This window comes from Microbacterium forte, assembly GCF_031885415.1.
Taxonomy (GTDB): domain Bacteria; phylum Actinomycetota; class Actinomycetes; order Actinomycetales; family Microbacteriaceae; genus Microbacterium; species Microbacterium forte.
Genome location: NZ_CP116871.1, coordinates 1,738,749 through 1,756,787 on the forward strand (window position 1 = coordinate 1,738,749; position 18,039 = coordinate 1,756,787).

General features: G+C 68.1%; 17 protein-coding genes and 1 tRNA gene. 3 read left to right on the forward strand and 15 right to left on the reverse strand.

Annotated features, from left to right (window positions below; all coding sequences use genetic code 11):
• The 3 genes from OB895_RS08405 to OB895_RS08415 form a co-directional block, all read right to left on the reverse strand.
• The gene (locus OB895_RS08405; protein ID WP_311879799.1) at window positions 1-906 is read right to left on the reverse strand and encodes a carbohydrate ABC transporter permease; all 906 of its coding nucleotides are present in this window, start codon (window positions 904-906) and stop codon (window positions 1-3) included.
• A 4-nt stretch (window positions 907-910) separates the two neighbouring features.
• Entirely contained in the window at window positions 911-1,795 is an 885-nt protein-coding gene (locus OB895_RS08410) for a carbohydrate ABC transporter permease (RefSeq protein WP_056375625.1), read from the reverse strand.
• Window positions 1,796-1,857: 62 nt separating this feature from the next.
• Entirely contained in the window at window positions 1,858-3,183 is a 1,326-nt protein-coding gene (locus tag OB895_RS08415) for an extracellular solute-binding protein (protein WP_228385650.1), read from the reverse strand.
• 168 nt (window positions 3,184-3,351) lie between these two features.
• Between OB895_RS08415 and OB895_RS08420 the strand changes: the two genes are divergently transcribed.
• Window positions 3,352-4,398 carry a LacI family DNA-binding transcriptional regulator gene (locus OB895_RS08420; protein ID WP_228385649.1) on the forward strand — a complete coding sequence of 349 codons (1,047 nt, stop codon included), beginning with the start codon at window positions 3,352-3,354 and terminating at the stop codon, window positions 4,396-4,398.
• 68 nt (window positions 4,399-4,466) lie between these two features.
• Here the strand turns inward: OB895_RS08420 and OB895_RS08425 are convergent.
• Window positions 4,467-4,539, reverse strand: a tRNA-Arg gene (locus tag OB895_RS08425).
• Between the two features lie 66 nt (window positions 4,540-4,605).
• Window positions 4,606-5,187, reverse strand: coding sequence for an asparagine synthase (locus OB895_RS08430; RefSeq protein ID WP_079112258.1), 582 nt, complete (start codon window positions 5,185-5,187; stop codon window positions 4,606-4,608).
• A 128-nt stretch (window positions 5,188-5,315) separates the two neighbouring features.
• Between OB895_RS08430 and OB895_RS08435 the strand changes: the two genes are divergently transcribed.
• Entirely contained in the window at window positions 5,316-6,155 is an 840-nt protein-coding gene (locus OB895_RS08435) for an SDR family NAD(P)-dependent oxidoreductase (RefSeq protein ID WP_311879803.1), read from the forward strand.
• Between the two features lies 1 nt (window position 6,156).
• Here the strand turns inward: OB895_RS08435 and OB895_RS08440 are convergent, their stop codons facing one another.
• The 8 genes from OB895_RS08440 to OB895_RS08475 all read right to left on the reverse strand — a co-directional run bounded on the left by OB895_RS08440 (window position 6,157) and on the right by OB895_RS08475 (window position 13,599).
• Window positions 6,157-7,020: a hypothetical protein gene (locus OB895_RS08440; RefSeq protein ID WP_311879804.1), complete on the reverse strand. Its 864-nt coding sequence runs from the start codon at window positions 7,018-7,020 to the stop codon at window positions 6,157-6,159.
• Between the two features lie 10 nt (window positions 7,021-7,030).
• Window positions 7,031-7,276 (reverse strand): hypothetical protein, encoded by a 246-nt coding sequence (locus OB895_RS08445; protein WP_079112256.1) that lies wholly within the window; start codon window positions 7,274-7,276, stop codon window positions 7,031-7,033.
• Between the two features lie 116 nt (window positions 7,277-7,392).
• Complete coding sequence (locus OB895_RS08450) at window positions 7,393-8,052, reverse strand: GntR family transcriptional regulator (RefSeq protein WP_042537112.1); 660 nt, start codon at window positions 8,050-8,052, stop codon at window positions 7,393-7,395.
• 143 nt (window positions 8,053-8,195) lie between these two features.
• On the reverse strand, window positions 8,196-8,837 hold the full coding sequence (locus OB895_RS08455; protein ID WP_042537109.1) for an NADPH-dependent F420 reductase: 642 nt from the start codon (window positions 8,835-8,837) through the stop codon (window positions 8,196-8,198).
• 57 nt (window positions 8,838-8,894) lie between these two features.
• Window positions 8,895-9,830: a GNAT family N-acetyltransferase gene (locus tag OB895_RS08460; protein ID WP_079112255.1), complete on the reverse strand. Its 936-nt coding sequence runs from the start codon at window positions 9,828-9,830 to the stop codon at window positions 8,895-8,897.
• A 31-nt stretch (window positions 9,831-9,861) separates the two neighbouring features.
• On the reverse strand, window positions 9,862-10,296 hold the full coding sequence (sufU, locus tag OB895_RS08465) for a Fe-S cluster assembly sulfur transfer protein SufU (RefSeq protein ID WP_042537106.1): 435 nt from the start codon (window positions 10,294-10,296) through the stop codon (window positions 9,862-9,864).
• The gene (locus OB895_RS08470) at window positions 10,293-11,615 is read right to left on the reverse strand and encodes a cysteine desulfurase (RefSeq protein ID WP_079112254.1); all 1,323 of its coding nucleotides are present in this window, start codon (window positions 11,613-11,615) and stop codon (window positions 10,293-10,295) included. The genes sufU and OB895_RS08470 overlap by 4 nt, the downstream gene beginning before the upstream one ends.
• 58 nt (window positions 11,616-11,673) lie before the next feature.
• Window positions 11,674-13,599 carry a sigma-70 family RNA polymerase sigma factor gene (locus OB895_RS08475; protein ID WP_079112253.1) on the reverse strand — a complete coding sequence of 642 codons (1,926 nt, stop codon included), beginning with the start codon at window positions 13,597-13,599 and terminating at the stop codon, window positions 11,674-11,676.
• A gap of 154 nt (window positions 13,600-13,753) precedes the next feature.
• Here OB895_RS08475 and OB895_RS08480 point away from each other — a divergent pair, with 154 nt between their 5' ends.
• On the forward strand, window positions 13,754-15,343 hold the full coding sequence (locus tag OB895_RS08480; protein WP_079112252.1) for a PucR family transcriptional regulator: 1,590 nt from the start codon (window positions 13,754-13,756) through the stop codon (window positions 15,341-15,343).
• A gap of 4 nt (window positions 15,344-15,347) precedes the next feature.
• On the opposite strand, the gene OB895_RS08485 is transcribed toward OB895_RS08480, so the two are convergent.
• Complete coding sequence (locus OB895_RS08485) at window positions 15,348-17,246, reverse strand: sigma-70 family RNA polymerase sigma factor (RefSeq protein WP_311879807.1); 1,899 nt, start codon at window positions 17,244-17,246, stop codon at window positions 15,348-15,350.
• Window positions 17,247-17,505: 259 nt separating this feature from the next.
• Complete coding sequence (locus tag OB895_RS08490; protein ID WP_079112250.1) at window positions 17,506-18,003, reverse strand: hypothetical protein; 498 nt, start codon at window positions 18,001-18,003, stop codon at window positions 17,506-17,508.
• Window positions 18,004-18,039 lie beyond the last annotated feature (36 nt).

The following is an 18,039-nucleotide window of genomic DNA, read 5'->3' on the forward strand; positions in this document are numbered from 1 at the left end:
TCAGCCCTTCACCGATCCTGCGGTCAGGCCCTTCATGACCTGCTGGTTGAGGAACACGTAGATCAGCAGTGTTCCGAGCACGTTGACCGAGATCGCGGCGAAGGTCGGTCCGTACTGCACCGCTCCGTACTCTCCGGTGAAGTTGAGCAGCCCGACCTGGATCGTGCGCAGGTCGCTGCTGTTGGTGAACGTCAGGGCGATCAGCAGGTCGTTCCAGAGGAAGAAGAACTGCACCAGACCGATCGTGAAGAGGGCGTTCTTGACCAGCGGGAGCCCGATGGAGAAGAAGGAGCGGAAGATCGAGGCTCCGTCGAGGGTCGACGCCTCGAAGATCTCCCGCGGCACCGAACGGAAGAACGTCGCCATCATGAACACCGTCAACGGCATCCCCAACGCCACATACGTGATGATGAGCGGCCAGAGCGTGCCGGTCATGTTCGTGCGGAAGTAGATGGTGAACAGCGGCAGGAGGATCATCTGCGCGGGCACCATGATGCCCGCGAGGAACAGCAGCAGGACGGTGCCGCGGCCCTTCCACACCATCACCTCGAGCGCGAAGCCGGCGGCCGTGCCGAAGACGAGGATGATCGCCAGCGACGGGAACACCGCGATCACGCTGTTGACGATGTACTTGCCGAACTCACCCGTGGTGAACACCTCGATGTAGTTCACGATGTCCCACGACTGCGGCAGGGCCCAGAACGGCTCGTTGAGGAACTCGTTCTGCGTCTTGAACGACCCGAGGATCATCCACAGGATCGGGTAGATCTCGACGATGAGCAGCACGGCGATGAGCAGCCGGATCGGAAGGCGGCGCAAGAAGTCGCGGGCTCCCCGGCGGTTCGGGTCGACGTCGCGGCGGGTGGGCAGCGGCGTGCCCGTGACGATGGCGGTTGTCGCACTCACTGGTTCAGTCCTTCGTCAGATCGCGGCGGGTGGAGCGGAAGATGAAGACCGTGAACAGCAGGCACAGGATCGTCAGCATGAGGGCGATGGTGCTGCCGTACCCGTAGTCGCCGTAGGCGAACGAGGTGCGGAACATGTACAGGGTCAGCGGTGTGGTCGCGTTGCCCGGCCCGCCGTTGGTCAAGGCGACGACGGTGTCGAACACCTTGAGCGTGCCGTTGATGCTGAAGATGATCGACGACAGCAGCACGGGCAGCGACAGCGGAAGGATGATCGTGCGGATGAGCTTCCATCCGGATGCGCCGTCGATGCGCGCCGATTCGATGAGCTCATCGGGGATGTCGACGAGGCCGGCGTAGAGAAGCACGGCATAGAAGCCCATGGACCTCCAGAGGTCCATCGCGATGATGACCCAGAACGATGCGTCGGGGGTGCCGAACCAGTCGAGGTTCTGCACGCCGAGGATGCCGAGGAACGAGTTCACCGGACCGACGGTCGGCGCCGCCTCGAACAGGCGCTGGAACAGCAGTGCGACCGCCACCGTGGGCAGCACCACGGGGAAGAACACGATCGTGCGGATGATGCCCGACCCCTTGCGGAGCCAGAACACGTACATCAGGGAGAGCAGGTACCCCACGATCACCTGCAGCGCCGTGAGGATGAGGGCGTACTTCAGCGTGAAGAAGATCGCGTCCCAGGCGGCCGGGTCCTGGAAGAACTTCGTGAAGTTGGCGAACCCGTTGAAGGTGAAGCCGGTGATGGGGTTGCCGTCCTGCACCGTGTAGAACAGCGACCACACGATCGGGACGAGCATGACGAGCGAGTAGACGAGCAGCGCGGGTCCGAGAAGGACGAAGATGGCGCGCTTGTCACCGAGGACTTTGTGCATGGTGGATCTCCTGATGCGACGACGACGGTCCCGGGGCGAGCGGCGCCCGCCCCGGGAGTGGGTCAGCCTTCGTCGTTGGCTGCCTGGACGAGCTTCATGAACTCTTCGCCGGAGAGGCTGCCGTTGGCGAGGCCTGCACCGTTGTTCTGGCTGATGCCGGTGGCCTTGGGCGTGAAGAGCGCCTCGAACCAGAGCACGCTGGACGGAGCGTTCGCGATCTCCTCCTGCACCATCTGGGTCGTCGGGGGCAGGTCGGACGGCGGGTTGTCGACCACGAAGCCCGAGACCACTCCGCTGTCGTTGAGCGCGGTGTCGCCGTAGCCCTCGGCGATGCACTTCAGCCAGGCGGCCGACTCGTCGTCATAGTTCTTCTCGGCGAGCATCACCGGGATGCCGACATTGGCCGGGATCTGGTCGATGCTGCCTGCGCCGCCCTCGACCTCGGGGAACCGCGCGAAGCCGATGTTGTCGGCGCCGATCTGGTTCTGCGCCTCATCGTTGAAGTTCGCGAGGACCCAGCTGCCCATGTAGTAGAACGCGGCCTTGCCCGACAGGAACAGGTTCATTGAGGCGTTGTAGTCGATCGAGCCGACCGCGTCGCCGAAGTACCCGGCCTTGCCGAGCTCGGCGACCGCGTCGGCCGCTTCGACGTACTCGGGATCGGTCAGCTTGGCGTCGCCGTCGGCGACCTTCTGCAGGGCATCGGGGCCGAGCGTGCGGAAGATGTAGTCGCCGACCAGTCGGGTGACCGGCCAGCCGTCCTTGCCGGCGGTGGCGAACGGCTGCACGCCCGCGTCGCTGAGCGTGGACGCAGCCTCGACGAGGTCGTCCCAGGTCTCGGGCACCTCGACGTCATTCGCTTCGAGGAGCTCCTTGTTGTACCAGAAGCCCTCGATGTTGAACTCCGTCGGCAGCGCATAGAGCGCACCATCGCCGTAGAGCGCCTTGACGGTCGACTCGGCCGCGGGAACCAGACGATCCGAGACGCCAAGATCGTCGAGAGCCTTCGAGAGGTCGAGCACCTTGCCGCCGTCGATGAACTCCGACATGAGCGCAGGAGTTCCCGCGGCCATCTGCATGTCGGACAGACCATCCTGGCTGGCGAGCAGCTGGAGCTGCTGGTCCCACTGGGTGCCCGAGATGTCGTCGGACTTCAGCGGAGCGGCGTCGGCGGCGGCCTTGCACTGGTCGCCCGCGAGGGTCTCCAGCGTGGTGATGATCGTGGTGTTCTCGGTCTGGCCGAGGTAGGTGAACTCTCCGTCTCCGGCGCGGGATTCCGATCCGGATCCTCCGGAGCTGCCCGAGCAGGCCGAGAGCGCGAGTGCACCGACACCGATGAGCGCGATTGCGGGGGCAAGGCGACGGGCGCGCCTCGTTGCTGTGGTCACTGTTCCTCCTTGAAGAGCGACGCCTCTTTTGAAGCGCTTCATTCACACCATGCCATACAGAAAAAGAGACTGTCAAGACCGTTACCGATCAGAAATGAAGCGCTTCATGAATTGACATGCTCTAGAGTTGAAGAGCCAGGTCATGGCGAGGATGCCGAGGAGGAAGACGTGACCGACACTCCCCCTTCCGGGCGATCGAAGCCCAGCATGGCGGACGTCGCGGCCCACGCCGGTGTCGCGCTCGGCACGGTCTCGAACACCCTCAACAACCCCGAGAAGGTGCGCGAAGCCACGCGGCGCAAGGTGCTCTCCTCCATCGCCGAGCTCGGGTTCGTCCGCAACGACGCCGCACGTTCGCTCGCCGCGGGCAACAGCACGTCGGTCGGCCTGGTGCTCGCCGACCTCGGCAACTCGTTCTTCGTCGACATCGCCCGTGGAGCCGAGCGTGCGCTGCGCCGCCACAAGATGGACGTCCTGATCGTCAACTCGGACGTCGACCCCGACCGCGAGGTGCACAACCTCGAGCTCCTCGATCGTTCGCGGGTGGCCGGCATCATCCTCGCCCCTCTCGACACGGCGCTCGCGAAGTCGCCGCATCCGGAGAACCGCACCACCCCGACCGTCCTGGTCAACTTCGAGTCACCCTCGCTCGCCTACCCCGGAGTCACCGTGGACGAGCGCCACGGAGGCGCACTGGCCGCGTCGCACCTGATCGCCCTGGGCCGCCGGCGGCTGCTGTTCGTCGGCGGACCGAGGTTCCTGACAGCGGTCAACCAGCGCTGGGAAGGGGCGGAGCAGGCCACGGCCGCCCACCCCGAGGCGACCATCGAGATCCTCGAGACCCGGGGCGTCAACATCCGACACGGCCGGGATGCCGGGCGGCAGATCCTCGCACGCGGTGCGGGCACCTATGACGCCATCGTCGCGGCATCCGACCTCGTGGCGATCGGACTGATCCAGATCCTCAACGAGGTGCCCGGATTCTCGGTGCCGGGCGACATCGCGATCACGGGCTACGACAACAACCACTTCGCATCCGAGAGCGCGATCCCGATCAGCACCGTGAGCCAGCCCGGTGAGGAGATGGGTGCCGTCGCCGCCGACCTTCTGCTGGAGCGCATCGCACACCCGGGGGCTCGGGCACGGAGCGTGACCCTGGAACCGCGCCTTCTCCCCCGCACGTCCACCCTCGGCGAGATGTGGCGTCGGGACTGACCCGAGCGCTCTCGCCCGGCACGCAACGCAAAACCCCCGCCGCTTTCGCGACGGGGGTTTCTGTGATGTGCGCCCGAAGGGACTCGAACCCCTAACCTTCTGATCCGTAGTCAGATGCTCTATCCATTGAGCTACGGGCGCTCCTGGACCGCTCAGCGGGCCGTAGAACAGCCTACAACAGACGCGACACGAAAGCGAAACGAGGGCTCACTCGTCACTGTCGGGCGTGTTCTGCTTCTTCTTGCGCTTGGCCTTCGCGCGCTGCAGAGACGACAGCGCCTGCAGATCGACGAGGCGCAGCGCCTGCATCCGCGCCTCGCGCATGCGCTCGTAATCGGGATCCTGATCGGGCCGCATGCCCTCGACGCGCAGTCGACGATCGAGGTTGTGCCGCACATCGGCCCAGGCGCCCTCGCGGGCCTCTTCGACGATGACGCGCAACGCGGCCTCGTCCTCCATCATGTCGCGCAGCTTGGTCGCGACCCCGTGCGACTGCTTGGCCCGCCGACGCAGGTTGCGCACATCGCGGTCCCGGTAGTCGTGGGTTCCCGAGGGGTCGGAGTGACGCCCGCGAGCGCGCTTGCGCAACTCGGTCATGTTGCGCTCGACCTCTTCGGACTCCTCAGCCATCGCCCGCAGCGCTTCGCGCGCATCGGCGATGTACTTGTCCGTGTCGAAGACGCCGTTCTCGGCGATCGTGCCGATGAGGATGTGATTCTTCACGGCGAGGCGCGCCGCAGCGGTCGCGATCGCGACGCCTTCTGCGATGGCATCTGCAGTTCGTCCCACCGCTACCTCCTTGCTTCGAGCGTACCGGTATCGCTCTCGGTTGCAGTGGGCCAGAATGGATCGGAATCGGGTCTCCGCGACCTGCTCCGCGACCGGCTGCTCCTCCGATCGCCGCCAGGAGGGGTGCAATGAAGCGTCTCACGCTCACCGGAAGCACGACGGTCATCACCGGCGCTGCGAGTGGGATGGGCGCCGACATCGCCCGCCTGCTCGCGCGCCGGCGCGTGCATCTGGCGCTCATCGACCACAACGCCGAGGGGCTCGCGGCCCTCGCCGCCGAACTCGGGGGTTCCACCGTCACCACGCACGTCGTCGATCTGCGCGACGACGACGCCGTCTTCGCCGCGGCCGACGAGATCACCGCAGCGCATCCGCGCGTGAACGCTCTGATCACATGCGCGGGCTCGTCGATGCTCGGAGATCTCGAACAGCTGACCATGGAGGAGATGCGCTGGCTGACCGATGTGAACCTCTGGGGAACGGTGTCGATCACGAAGGCGCTGCTGCCCGCCCTGCGTGCGGCCCCCGCTGCGCACATCTCGCACCTTGCGAGCGTGTACGCGCTGGCCGCGCCCGCCGGACGCATCCCGTACTCCCTGAGCAAGTTCGCGGTGCGCGGGTTCTCCGAGGCGCTGCGACACGAACTCGAGGGCACCTCGGTGACGGTCGGCGCGGTCTACCCCGCCGGCGTGCGCACGGGCATCATCCTGCACGGAAGATATGCGGCCGCGATCGATCCGGCGGTCGCCGCTCGCGCCGCGGCGGCGCAAGCAGCGATGTATCACACCGAACCGACGGATGCCGCCGCGCTGATCGTGCAGGCGACTGAGCGTCGCCGCGCGCGGACGATGGTCGGCAGGGAGGCGCGGCTGATCGATGTTCTCGCGCGCCTCGCACCGACGGGCTACTGGCGGGTCATGCGCGGCCCTCTGCGCGAGGCCATCGACACGACCACCCCGATCGCCTGACTCAGCGGACCGCGCCGACCCAGATCCCCGACGCCCACGACTGCTGCTCGCTGTCGCACCCGATCGACCCGGGGTAGCCGCGCACGACCGCCATGCAGTTGGCGAGGAACTCGGGGTCGCCGCCGAAGGACGAGTAGTACACGTCCGACGAGGTCAGGGCGCCCCAGACCCGGAACTGATAGATGTGGGCCAGCTCATGCGCCATCGCCCAGTTCAGCCGGTCGACGCTCCAGTCCACGATGTCGGCGCGGTACTTGATGTAGCCACTGCTGTTCGCGCACGCCGGCGCAGTGCCTCCCGCACATGAAGCCGATTCGTAGAGGCCGACGCCCCCTCCTCCGACCCGGTCGAGGGCGGCGCGCACCCGCGCGAATCCATCCGGCCCGCTCGACGACCAGGCCGGGCCCGACGGCGCCGCGTACTGCGCCGCCTCCCAGCTGCCGATGTCCTGCCCCACCCTGTCGATGAGCGCATGCACGGTGGCGGTGGCGGCGATGACCGTTGCCGGGTTCTTCCGCTCGGCGAGGACCGACTCCTGCGCCGACATCGCGGCCGCCCGGTGCGCCGAGGTGTCGATCTTGCCGTCTGCTCCCTCCATCGCCACTCTCAGCGCGGTGATCTCAGTGACGAACGCGGGCCGTACCTCGAGCACGGCGGCGCGCGCAGCGGTGTCCTTCTCGGCGATCGCGATCGACCCTTCGAGATGGTCGGTGCGCATCTGCGCCGTCCCAGTCGACTGCGCAAGCGACTGCAGCTCGGCGATCACGGCCGCCCTGTCTTCGTCGAGAGCGACGGCGCGAGCGACGACGCCCGCACCCAGCATCAGCGCGGCGACCATGGCGACAGAGAGGACCCGTCGGATCACAGAGATCCCCTCATGGCAGCAGACCCGAGGTGTCGGAGAGGAGCGTCTCCTGTTCGGCGATGGCCGTGCGCAGCGTGGTCAGCTGCCCCGCGAGGCGCAAGTTCACCTCGTGAGCGGCGCCGAGCCGCTCTTCGGCCTCGACGACGGCCGCCCTCGCCTCGGCGAGCGCCTCCACGCGCTGCTGATCGGCGACAGCGATGAGCACCGTTCCGCCGAGGAGCAGCAGCCCACCGGCGACGACGGCGACGCCTCTCATATCGCTCCCCAGGACACGACGACTTCCGGAACGATTCCGTACGGCCAATATATCCTCGCCGGGAAGCACTCTCCAGACCACTGCGCGCTCAGCGCGGGGCGGGACAGACCGGACGCTCAGATCGAGTACGCCTGATCGCTCAGGCGCCGTTCTGCGGCTTCCTGACCGCTGGCGAGGTGCCGGGGGATCATCCAGCGGAGGGTGTCGGTGTCACGCGCTGCGACAGCGTCGAGAATGAGGCGGTGCTCCTCGGCCATTCCGAGCAGATCGTCGTGCTGTCCGAACAGCCAGCGCAGGCGCGTGACGAAGACGGCGATGAGTTCGCCGAGCATCTCGTTACCGGCGAGCTCGGCGGCGATCTCGTGGAACTCGCCCGCCGCTATGCGGGCGGCTTCGACCTCGTCGGCGGATGCGGCGGCGAACTCGCGCTCGTAGGCCGCCCGAAGCCGCGCGATCCCCTCGTCGGTATGGCGCTCAGCGGCGAAGACGAAGATCAGCGTCTCGATCGCCTCTCGGACCTCTCCGAAGTCCCGGATGTCATCATGCGTGAACTCCCGCACCACTGCCCAACTGCGTGGTCGGGCGACGACCACTCCCTCGCCGACGAGCGTGCGGATCGCCTCGCGCACGGGCAGCCTCGACACGTTGAGCTCCGCAGCGATGTCGCGTTCGATGAGCCGGGATCCGGGGGCGCGTCGACCGAGCACGATGTCGTCGCGCAGAACCCGCGTCACCCTCACCGACTCGAGTTCGCCGGTAGTCCCCACCCCCACCATGCCGGAATTATCGCACTCGCCGATCCGTCCGACAAGTTTGGTATCCCAACGGAACGCATATGTTACCGTTCCGTGCCTCGTCGGACGGCTGACCTGAGAGAGGGGAGCGGATGCCGCCGGCATTCCTCCCCTCTCCCCTCACGTCAGGGCAGACGGTTCGCGATCGCGAGGTTCGCCGTCAGCTCGTCGGCGTTCTGTCGCACGACGTACGCCGGCCGGCCGCGCTCCACGCGCCAGGACTCGCTGAGGGATCCGACGTTGACCGTGTCGAAGCCTGCCTCATCGTAGAAGCGGGTGACGAAGGCGACGGCCTCGGCATCATCACCGGCCGTGGCGAGCGCGCGTCGATCGGGCGTGCCCGCCGGCGACCCGTCGGTCGTGATGTCGGCGGCGTAGATGTGGTTGAACGCCTTGGCGATGCGCGAGGTCGGCAGCTGCGCCTGCAGAAGCTCCGACGTGGTCGTCTCGCCCCGGTCGAGGGCGTCGATGTGCCCATCGCGCTCGAAGTAATAGTTGTTCGTGTCGAGCACGATCTTGCCGGCGAGCTGCTCGACGGGCAGCTGGTCGATCTTGCCGAGCGGCACCGTGACGACCACGACGTCGCCCGCGGTGGCGGCGTCGGCAGCAGTCGCGGCCGTCGCCCGATCGCCCAGCTCCGCGACGAGGCCCGCGAGGGTCTCCGGTCCGCGCGAGTTCGCGATCACGACGTCATAGCCGTTGGCCACGGCGACGCGTGCGACCTGGCTGCCGATGTGTCCTGCACCGATGATTCCGAGAGTAGTCATGCTCGGGCCAACGTGTGCGCGGCCCTGCTATTCCCCCATGACGCCGCGTGTCGCCGATCACACCGTGAGCAGGAACCGCTCCTCGACCCGGCGGTAGCCGAGGCTCTCGTAGAGCGTGATCGCCGAGGTGTTGAAGCCGAAGACATGCAGCCCGATCGAGTCTGCTCCCAGCCGTGCCGCCTCATGCTCAGCCGCGAGCATGAGATCGCGACCGTAGCCCTTGCGACGCTGATCGGACGCGATCTCGATGTCGAGGATGAACGCATGCGGACGCCCACCCCGGCGGCGCACACCGATCCACAGCACCCCGACCTCGGCGCCGTCGACGTGGGCCGTGAAGAGCTCCTGCCCCTCCGAATCGATGCCCTCGGGAAGTTCGAGCTCCATCTGCCGGTGCGACTCGACCACCGCATCCTCTGCCGAATACCGGCCGGAAGACACCAGATCCTCGGCGAAGGCCGCTTCGGATGCCGCGGCGAAGCTCGTGAATCGCTCTGGCGTCATAGGTGTCACGACAAGGCCACCGGACGCGCGAGACGGGAGAGGTTCGAGAAGCATCTGGATCGACGCGACCTCGAAGCCTCGTCCCTCGACGAAGGCTCTGCCCGCGATGTCGGAGGAGTGCAACGCGATGCTGAGGCGACCGACGTGCTGCCTGCGTGCCAAAGACCGGAGCTCGTCGAGCAGCTCGTCGAGCTGTCGCGCGGTCGGATCGATCGCGAACGCGAGATCGACGATGATCAGCACCCCGCTGTTCGCGGCGAGCCACACCGTGCCGATGCGGGTGCCCTCTTCATCGATCGTGAGGATGAGCGAGGTCTCGGTCTCGTGGCCGGCCGAGAGCAGGTCACCCAGGACGGCATCGACGTGCGAGCCCGCGTCCTCGCCGACGAACATCCCCGACTCCTGCCGAAGCGTCACGAGCCGCGCTCTGGTGGCCTCGAGCCAGTCGTCGAAGCGGTCTGCGCTGAGCGGGGTCAGGTCAAGAGGCATGATTCCATCCTGCACCGCATGGCGCCGAGGCTCATGCCTTGTGGAGTGCGTCCTCCACGGCGACCCACGCCAGCATGGCGCATTTCACTCGCGCCACATAGCGCGAGACGCCCCCGAGGGCGGCGGCGTCGCCGAGCAGCTCCTCATCCGGTTCGATCTTGCCTCGCGAGCGCATCGCCTCGCGGAACGCGGCGATGCGGATCTCGAGCTCGTCGACCGTGAGCCCCTCGGCGAGTTCGGCGAGCAGGGACGCGGAGGCCTGCGAGATGGCGCAACCGTGGCCCTCCCACGCGAGCGCCTCGATGCTGCCGTCGTCGGCGCGATGCACCTGCAGGGTGACCTCGTCACCGCAGGTCGGATTCACCTGGTGCGACTGCGCGGCGATCTCGCCGCGCAGCCCGAACCCGTGCGGGGTGCGGGAGTGGTCGAGGATGAGTTCCTGATACAGGTTCTGCAGGTCGCTCATGCGCCCCTCCGGAAGAAGTCGATCGCGCCCTGGACGCCGTCGAGCACTGCATCGATCTCGGCCTGGGTCGTGTACAGATAGGTGCTGGCCCTCGTCGACGACGTGATGCCGAGACGACGATGCAGCGGCTGCGCGCAGTGGTGCCCCACCCGCACGGCGATGCCGCGATCGTCGAGGAACTGGCCCACGTCGTGCGAGTGGATGCCGTCCACGTCGAAGCTCGCGAGCCCGACGCGCGGCAGGTCGATGCCGGCGCCGAGCACGCGAACCCCGTCGATGGCTGTGAGCCCCTCGACGAGTCGTCTGCCGAAGGCGGCCTCGTGCGCGGCGATGCGCGGCATGCCCACCGCGGTCAGGTAGTCGATCGCCGCGGCGAGCGCGACCGCCTGAGAGACCCGCTGGGTGCCGGCCTCGAAGCGCTGGGGCGGCGGCAGATAGGCGGCCTCCGTGGTGGTGACCGTCGTGATCATCGAACCGCCCGTGAGGAACGGCGGCATGGCTTCGAGCAGCTCGCGCCGACCGTAGAGCGCGCCGATGCCGGTGGGGCCGAGCATCTTGTGACCCGACAGCACGGCGAAGTCGACATCGAGCGCGCGCACGTCGAGCGGCAGATGAGGAGCCGACTGGCAGGCGTCGAGCACGACCGTCGCGCCGACCGCGCGGGCCAGGGCGACGAGCTGCTCGACGGGGTTGATCACGCCGAGCACGTTCGACACGTGTGTGAACGCGACGAGCTTCGTGCGTTCGGTGATGAGGTCGGCGGCGGCATCGAGTCGGAGTGCCCCGTCGTCGTCGAGCGGGATCACCCGCAGGGTCGCGCCCGTACGTGCCGCGAGCTCCTGCCACGGGATGAGATTCGCGTGGTGCTCCATCTCGGTGGTGACGATCTCGTCGCCCGCACGCAGCCGAAGACGCTCGGCAGCCGCTCCCCCGCGTCCCAGCGACGCGTTCGAGATCGAATAGGCGACGAGGTTGAGCGCCTCGGTGGCGTTCGACGTCCAGACGATCTCGCCCGCGTCGGCGCCCACGAACCGCGCCACGGTCGCGCGGGCATCCTCGAACACCTCCGTCGCCTCGGCGGCGAGGGTGTGTGCACCGCGATGCACGGCGGCGTTCAGCGTCGAGGCGAACTCGCGTTCGGCGTCGAGCACGGCGAGGGGACGCTGCGAGGTGGCACCCGAATCCAGATACGTCAGGGGATGTCCGTTGACCTCGGCGCGCAGGATCGGGAAGTCCTCACGGAGGCGCCGCACCTCCGCATCGGTCAGAGCGCCACCTCCCGATGGGGCGATCACGTCGGATTCGCGGGAAAGGCTCATCCTTCTAGCTTCTCATCTGGCGCACCCTGCGGGGCGCCCCTTCGCGCAGAGGAGTCGGTCAGGGCACCACGAGGATGTGGTCGGTATCTGCGAACCCGAACGTCCCCGTCGCCGGGTCGACATAGCGCAGCGTGACCCGATGGAGTCCCGGCCGGATATCGACGAACGACACGATGGTCGACGCGCCCGTGAGCACCACGGTCGACGCAGGACCCCCGTCGACGGATACGGATGCCGTCGACCCGGCGATGCCCCGAACATCGAGCGCGAGGTCATCGCGCCTCCCGTCGCCGTCGGAATCCGTGCGCGAGATGACCCCGTCCGAGTCCTCAGCCAGTCCCGGGACGGGGAAGTACACGGGTCCGGTCGGCTCGCTCGCCGTCTGCTCGCCCGTGGTCGGCGAGGTCTGCCGCATCGAGATCGAGATGCCCTGGTGAAGGGTCTCGACGCCGGGACGAACCGAGAACGTTCCGTCCGCAGCGACGACCGTCGTGGCGATCACGCGGCCCGTCTCATCGACGATCGCGACGGCTGCACCCGGCGTCCCGGTGCCGGTGATCACCGGCGGAACGGCCGTGGTCGGCAGGATGCTCCAGGAGAGCGTCACGGGCGGATCGACGGGAGGCTCCACCACCGGCGGGTCCACCACCGGCGGGTTTACGACCGGAGGGTCCACCACCGGCGGGTCCACGACGGGAGGCTCGACGACCGGAGGGTGTTGCGCGGGGGCCGACGGCGGTCGTACCGGGGGTGGGGTGCGCACGTCCCCCGGTGTCGAAGGCTCGGTGGTGTCCGCGGGCGCCGGGGGCACGGCGATCGGGTCCTCGACGGCCTCGCGATCGGGCTGCGCCTCAGGGACCGACGCGGGCGGCTGCGGTTCGACAGGAGGCTCCGCCTCGATCGGAGGTTCGGTCGGTTCCGGAGATGCGACCGGTGCCGGGGAATCGACCGGTGCCGGAGCCACAGCCGATGCGGGCGATTCGATCGGAGCCGGCGATGCGACGACGAGTGCGGACGACTCGTCGGCATCCGGGGAGCCGACCGGCGCCAGCTGCGCGGCGACCGCCGCGACCGCGACGACCGCCGTCGCCGCGGCGACAGATCCGCCGACCACGAGCCACTGCGACGTTCCTCGGGGCATCCAGCCCGTCATCGAAGCCGCCATGGCGGGCGCCGGCGATCCGGCCGAATAGGCCGCCGCTGCAGGTCCGCCGATGACCACGGGCAGCAGCACGGCCCGCAGCTTCGACGAAGCCCGCTCGATCTCGGCACTGGCCATCGTGCATCGTGTGCAGCGTTCGAGGTGCGCGTCGAAGCGCGCGCGGTCGGCGCGCGCCACATGGCGCTTGCGACCCTGCGCCACGATGCGCTCACACGTCCACCGGCATTCGGGGTCGCGTCCGGATTCTGCGATGTGCGCCTGCAGCCATGCGAGCTTGAACCCCTCCCTCGCCCGCGCTGCCAGCACCGAGACGGCGTTCGGGGTCATGCCCATGAGCGGTGCGATCTCTCGCGGCTTCATGCCCTCGACCTCGAGGTACCAGAGCAGGGTGCGCCATCGCTCGGGGAGATCCTTGAACGCCGCTGTCAGCAGCGCCTTGTCCGACAGCAGGTCGAGCGAGTCGTCGGTGTGCTCGACCGGCAGCTCGTCGATGTACTCGAGCGCGACGACGTCCTTCTGCTTGCCTCCCCAGGTGGCCGCGGCACTGCGCACGGCGGCGAAGATGTAGGGCCGGAAGGCGTCGGTCGGACCGCCGCCGTTGCGGATCGCGCTGAAAGTCTTGGCGAATGCCTCGCTGACGAGGTCCTCCGGATCGATCGAGCTCGTGATCGAACGCGCGGCGCGAAGTGCGGCCGGCGAATGACGATCCCAGAGCACGCCAAACGCCCTGCTGTCCCCCGCGCGGGTGGCGAGCACGAGTTCGTCGTCGCTCACCTCGGAGGCGGTCCGCATGCGCCGCTCGCGCACAGTCGAGGTGCTCACGGCGTGGCCACGGGGGCGCGCATCGGGTCAGGAGCGACGGGCGGGTTGTTCACTGGGTTCCCTTTCGATTTCTCACTACCAGCCTTGCGATCCAGCGATCTGACCGGTATGTAGATTCGTATGAAGGTTCTTCCCGCCGAGTAGAGAAGGTTCCATGGCCGCCTCCGAGGTTTACCCCGCAGATCCGACGTTGCGAGACGCGCTGCGGGTCAGTGGCGGGCGGCTCTTCACGGCTGCCCGAAGCGCCCGCTTCGACTCGAGGACGTTCGCCGGAGTGGAGTTCTACGATCCGTCGACACCGGCCCCCGCGTACATCGACCGGATCGTGCTCGGTGCCGGCGTCGCATCGAGTCACGTGACGGCGCTCACAGCCGAGCTGGCCGACGCCGGGGCGGCCGCTCTCGTGCTGCGTGCCCCCATGGACGACGATCCTCGGGACTGGACGTCGACCGATCAGCACCCCGCCCTCGCCGTGCTCCGCCACGGCGAGGGAGACTGGGCGCAGCTCGCGAACGTCCTGCGGTCGCTGCTGGGTGCTCACTCGATCGGGCAGGTCACCGGCGTGCGGCTGGGTGATCTCTTCGGTCTTGCCGACGCGGTCGCCACCCTGGCAGGCGGAGCGGTCAGCATCGTCGACTCCGCGGGCCAGGTCGTGGGGTACTCCACGCACAGCGAGCAGCCGATCGACGACGCACGACGACGCACCACTCTCCTGCTGCAGGAGGACATCTCGATCACGTCCGACTCCCGCTACCGGTCGCTGCTCCGTGTCACCGAGGCGCGGCACTTCCCCTCGAGCACCGACCTGTTCGGCCGGGTCGGGATCGCTGTCAGGGCATCCGGAGAACTGCTCGGCTCTCTCTGGGTGATCCAGGTCGACCCGTCGCACGCCGCCCACACCCGAGATCTGCTGCAGGAGATGGAGCCGATCGTCGCCCAGCATCTGCTGCGCGCACGCGAGGACGCGGGCGACCGCGACCAGCGCACCTCCGGGCTTCTCCGAACGCTTCTCGAGGACCGTCGGCATGCCCGCGGCGCGGCCTCGCAGCTGCTTCTCCGACCCGAGGCCGGTTGCACCGTCGTGTGCCTGCGGGTGAACACCTTCGACGAGGTCGAGGCTGTGCGTGGATTGCACCGCGTGCTCCATCTGGCGATCAGCGTGTCCAGCGCCGCGTTCCCGGGTTCGCACAGCGCGATCGTCGGCTCCCAGGTCGTGACGCTCATCCCCGGCCCTCACCAGGCAGCGGCCGAGACCTTCACCCAGGCGATGGTCCGCGTCGACAACGCGCTGATCGCAGGCATCGGCAGGCGTGCGAACGACATCAACGGCATCGCTCGCTCGTACCGCGAGGCTGCAGCCGTCGCCGGCGCGCTCATGAATTCGCCGCGCCACGACGGAGACCGTCACGTCCATGTCGCGACCTTCGACGAGATGCGCGATCGCCTCGCGATCCTGCAGGTCGGCGATCTCATCGAGGGTCTCGACGCCGCGGTCGGCGATGCGGCGAGCATCCTCGCCGCACATGACGCGGCGCAGGGCACCGATCTGACGCGCACCATGCGCGTCTACCTCGACCAGCTCGGCAGCGTCCGCGAGACGGCGAATGCGCTGCATGTTCACCAGAACACCGTCCGGTATCGGCTCGATGTCGTGCGCACCGAGCTGGGGATCGATCTCGATTCGCCCGACACTCGGCTCTGGCTCTGGCTCCGTCTGTCAGCCGACTCGCGCACAACGGACTGAGCGCTCATTCGATGGCCGCCGGCAGCAGGATGGTCACGACGGCGCGCTTCGTCGTCGGGTCGACATATCGGGCGGCGACGAACGACTCATCGGCCCCGGAGCGGATGACGATCCCGTCGCGAGCTGCGGCCGGAAGCCACACCATGCGCGACCGCCCCTGACCATCGAGCAGCTCGACCCACGCATCCGGCTCGGCGCGCAGATGCAGGCAGCTCACAGCGCCGAGAGAGACCCCGGGGCAGGTGTCTGGGTCGGCGGGCGCGATGGTCGGTGTCGCGAAGGTCAGCGGCCCGATGTCCTCCGCCCACTCGGTGACTCCGGTCACGGCGTCCTGCTGCCCCACACTGAGCGTCATGCCCTGGTGAGTCTCTTCGCCCGAGACGTCGAGCACGAACGCGCCGAACTCATCGACGATCGCCTTATGCAGCACCACACCGTTCTCGTCGACGGCCGTGATGATCGCGCCGGGAGTGCCGATCCCCTCCAGCAGATCCGGGATCAAGGAGTTCTGCGCGATCGGCTGCGTGATGCGAAACTCCGGTGCGTCGACGGGAGGTGATGCCTCCGCGCTGCCCTCGGTCGGCCCCGTCGTCTCGGGCGCGACCGTCGACGGAACCGGAGTGCCATCGCTGCCCGGAACCAGCGGGTGGCCTTCCTCCGTGACTCGTGCCGAGCTCTCACGCGGATCGCTCTCCGTCGAATCCGACATCGACTCCGATGCGGGCGCCGGCTCGTGCTCCGGTGCCGGCTGCGCCTCGGGCGTCGGTTCGGCCGCAGGCGGCAGGACCACAGGGTGGGGCAGCTCTTCGAGAACCGGACCGGCCTCACCCCCGATCGTCACCTCAGACGATGACGAAGGGAGTTCGGTGCGGTCGGAATCCCCGGCGGACAGAGTCAGCACGCTGCCGGTGAAGATGACAGCGCCGACGACGACGACAGCGGTGGCCGCCAGCGCCGCGAGGCCTCCGGCCGGAACCGCCGATGCTGCTCCGTGCGCGGCGGCAGGAGTGCCGGCGCCGAACGATGCCCCACCGTCCGTCCCGAACGCCCCGGCTGACCCGACCGACGAGGCCGCCCCCATGACGTGGGCCTCTGCCGTCCCATCGCCTGTGTAGATCGCCGCCGCCGCGCCGCCGAGCAGTGCCGCGGGCAGGATCGAACGCAGCCGCTGCGACACGGTGTCGATCTCCGCAGCGACGATCCGGCATCCGCCGCACGTGTTCATGTGCTCGCTGAAGCGGTCCGCGTCGCCGGCACCCATCGAGCGCTCTCGCCTGGCCACCACGCGCTCGCAGAACCACCGGCACTCCTCCGACCGGGAGGGGTCGTGGATGTGCGCCTCCAGCCAGGCTCGACGGAAGCTGTCGCGTGCCCGTGCGGCCAGGGCGGAGACCGCGTTCGAGGTCATTCCCATCAGGGGCGCGAGTTCTCTCGGCTTCATCCCCTCGACCTCGAGATACCAGAGCAGGGTCCGGTGCCTCGCCGACAGCGTGCCGAACACCGCGGCGATGCTGGACCGCTCGGCGATGCGCTCGAAGGCGTCGCCGTCCTCCGCTGACAGGTCGCGCTCTGGCACCAGGTCGATCGAGAGCGCGGTCCCGTTCCGAGCCCAGCGGGCGGCGGTGTTGCGCAACGTGGCGAGAAGATAGGGCCGGAAGGCGTCGCTCGGTCCACCGCCCGCCTTCGTCACCCGGAGGATCGACGCGAAGGCCTCGCTCACGAGATCGTCGGGATCCGACGACGGCGAGATCGCCCTGGCCGCACGCCGAGCCGATTCCACGTGCCTGCGCCAGAGAAGCGCGAAGTCACCGATGTCCCCGCCGCGCACGGCCTCGATGATCTGAGCATCGGATGGTTCACCCGGGATGTCATCTTCACCATCGATGTGCGTGCCGAGATTCATGCTGCTCCGGATGCTGTCAGGACCGGCGTCTCACGGGGAGCGCCGGAGACGAATGAGGGACGAGGCAGTGGGGATGCCTCGTCCCTCGGACCCTCGTAGGGGTCGATTCCGCGGGGAGAGGGTTCGGCCGGGGAGCGGTCGATCTCTGCTGTGCGGGCGTCGGCCGGGAACCCGACGCGCGGCCGATGGCCATACCTACAAGACCGATATGACCGGAAAACATGACGGGGGCCACCGGAGTTCTTCGACGAGATGCACATCAGTCGACGCTCCCCGCCGGACCCACGGGTGCGAGCGACAGAAAGCGCATCCTGTTCTCGCCGTAGAAGCAGGTCTGCACCATGAACTCGCCCGTCATGCCGACGAGCGCCTCGACGTTCGACCACTTCGGAGTATGCCTCTCCTCGACGACCTCGTAGACGACGTCAGAGCCCTCGATCATGACGCGCTGACCGAGATCCCACCCGAGAATCACGTCGCCTCCGCAGTTGTTGTGGGCGGCGAAGAGCGGAAGCACGTCGTCGATCCGATAGCTGACCATCTCGGTGAACGTGCCGTCGCAGTGGTCGAGCTCGACCATCCCGCCCTCACCCCCGAGCCGGATCGTCGGCAGCTCGTCGGGGGCGAAGATCTGATGGAACTGCTTCAGCACCGAGACCTTGACGTCACCGGTCACCTTGTCCACGAGATCGGGGGCGAACACGGATGCCGAGAGGAACGACATCCCGAGTCCGACGAGCACGATGCTCGCGAACAACAGACCGAATCGTCGCCGCGGCCGGCGACTCGGAAC

Coding starts and splice junctions, on each gene's coding strand:
- OB895_RS08470 (WP_079112254.1), bottom strand. CDS start 11,615: ATGAGCCTTTCCCGCGAATCCGACGTGATCGCCCCATCGGGAGGTGGC.
- OB895_RS08450 (WP_042537112.1), bottom strand. CDS start 8,052: ATGGTGGGGGTGGGGACTACCGGCGAACTCGAGTCGGTGAGGGTGACG.
- OB895_RS08480 (WP_079112252.1), top strand. CDS start 13,754: ATGGCCGCCTCCGAGGTTTACCCCGCAGATCCGACGTTGCGAGACGCG.
- OB895_RS08435 (WP_311879803.1), top strand. CDS start 5,316: ATGAAGCGTCTCACGCTCACCGGAAGCACGACGGTCATCACCGGCGCT.
- OB895_RS08445 (WP_079112256.1), bottom strand. CDS start 7,276: ATGAGAGGCGTCGCCGTCGTCGCCGGTGGGCTGCTGCTCCTCGGCGGA.
- OB895_RS08455 (WP_042537109.1), bottom strand. CDS start 8,837: ATGACTACTCTCGGAATCATCGGTGCAGGACACATCGGCAGCCAGGTC.
- OB895_RS08460 (WP_079112255.1), bottom strand. CDS start 9,830: ATGCCTCTTGACCTGACCCCGCTCAGCGCAGACCGCTTCGACGACTGG.
- sufU (WP_042537106.1), bottom strand. CDS start 10,296: ATGAGCGACCTGCAGAACCTGTATCAGGAACTCATCCTCGACCACTCC.
- OB895_RS08485 (WP_311879807.1), bottom strand. CDS start 17,246: ATGAATCTCGGCACGCACATCGATGGTGAAGATGACATCCCGGGTGAA.
- OB895_RS08410 (WP_056375625.1), bottom strand. CDS start 1,795: ATGCACAAAGTCCTCGGTGACAAGCGCGCCATCTTCGTCCTTCTCGGA.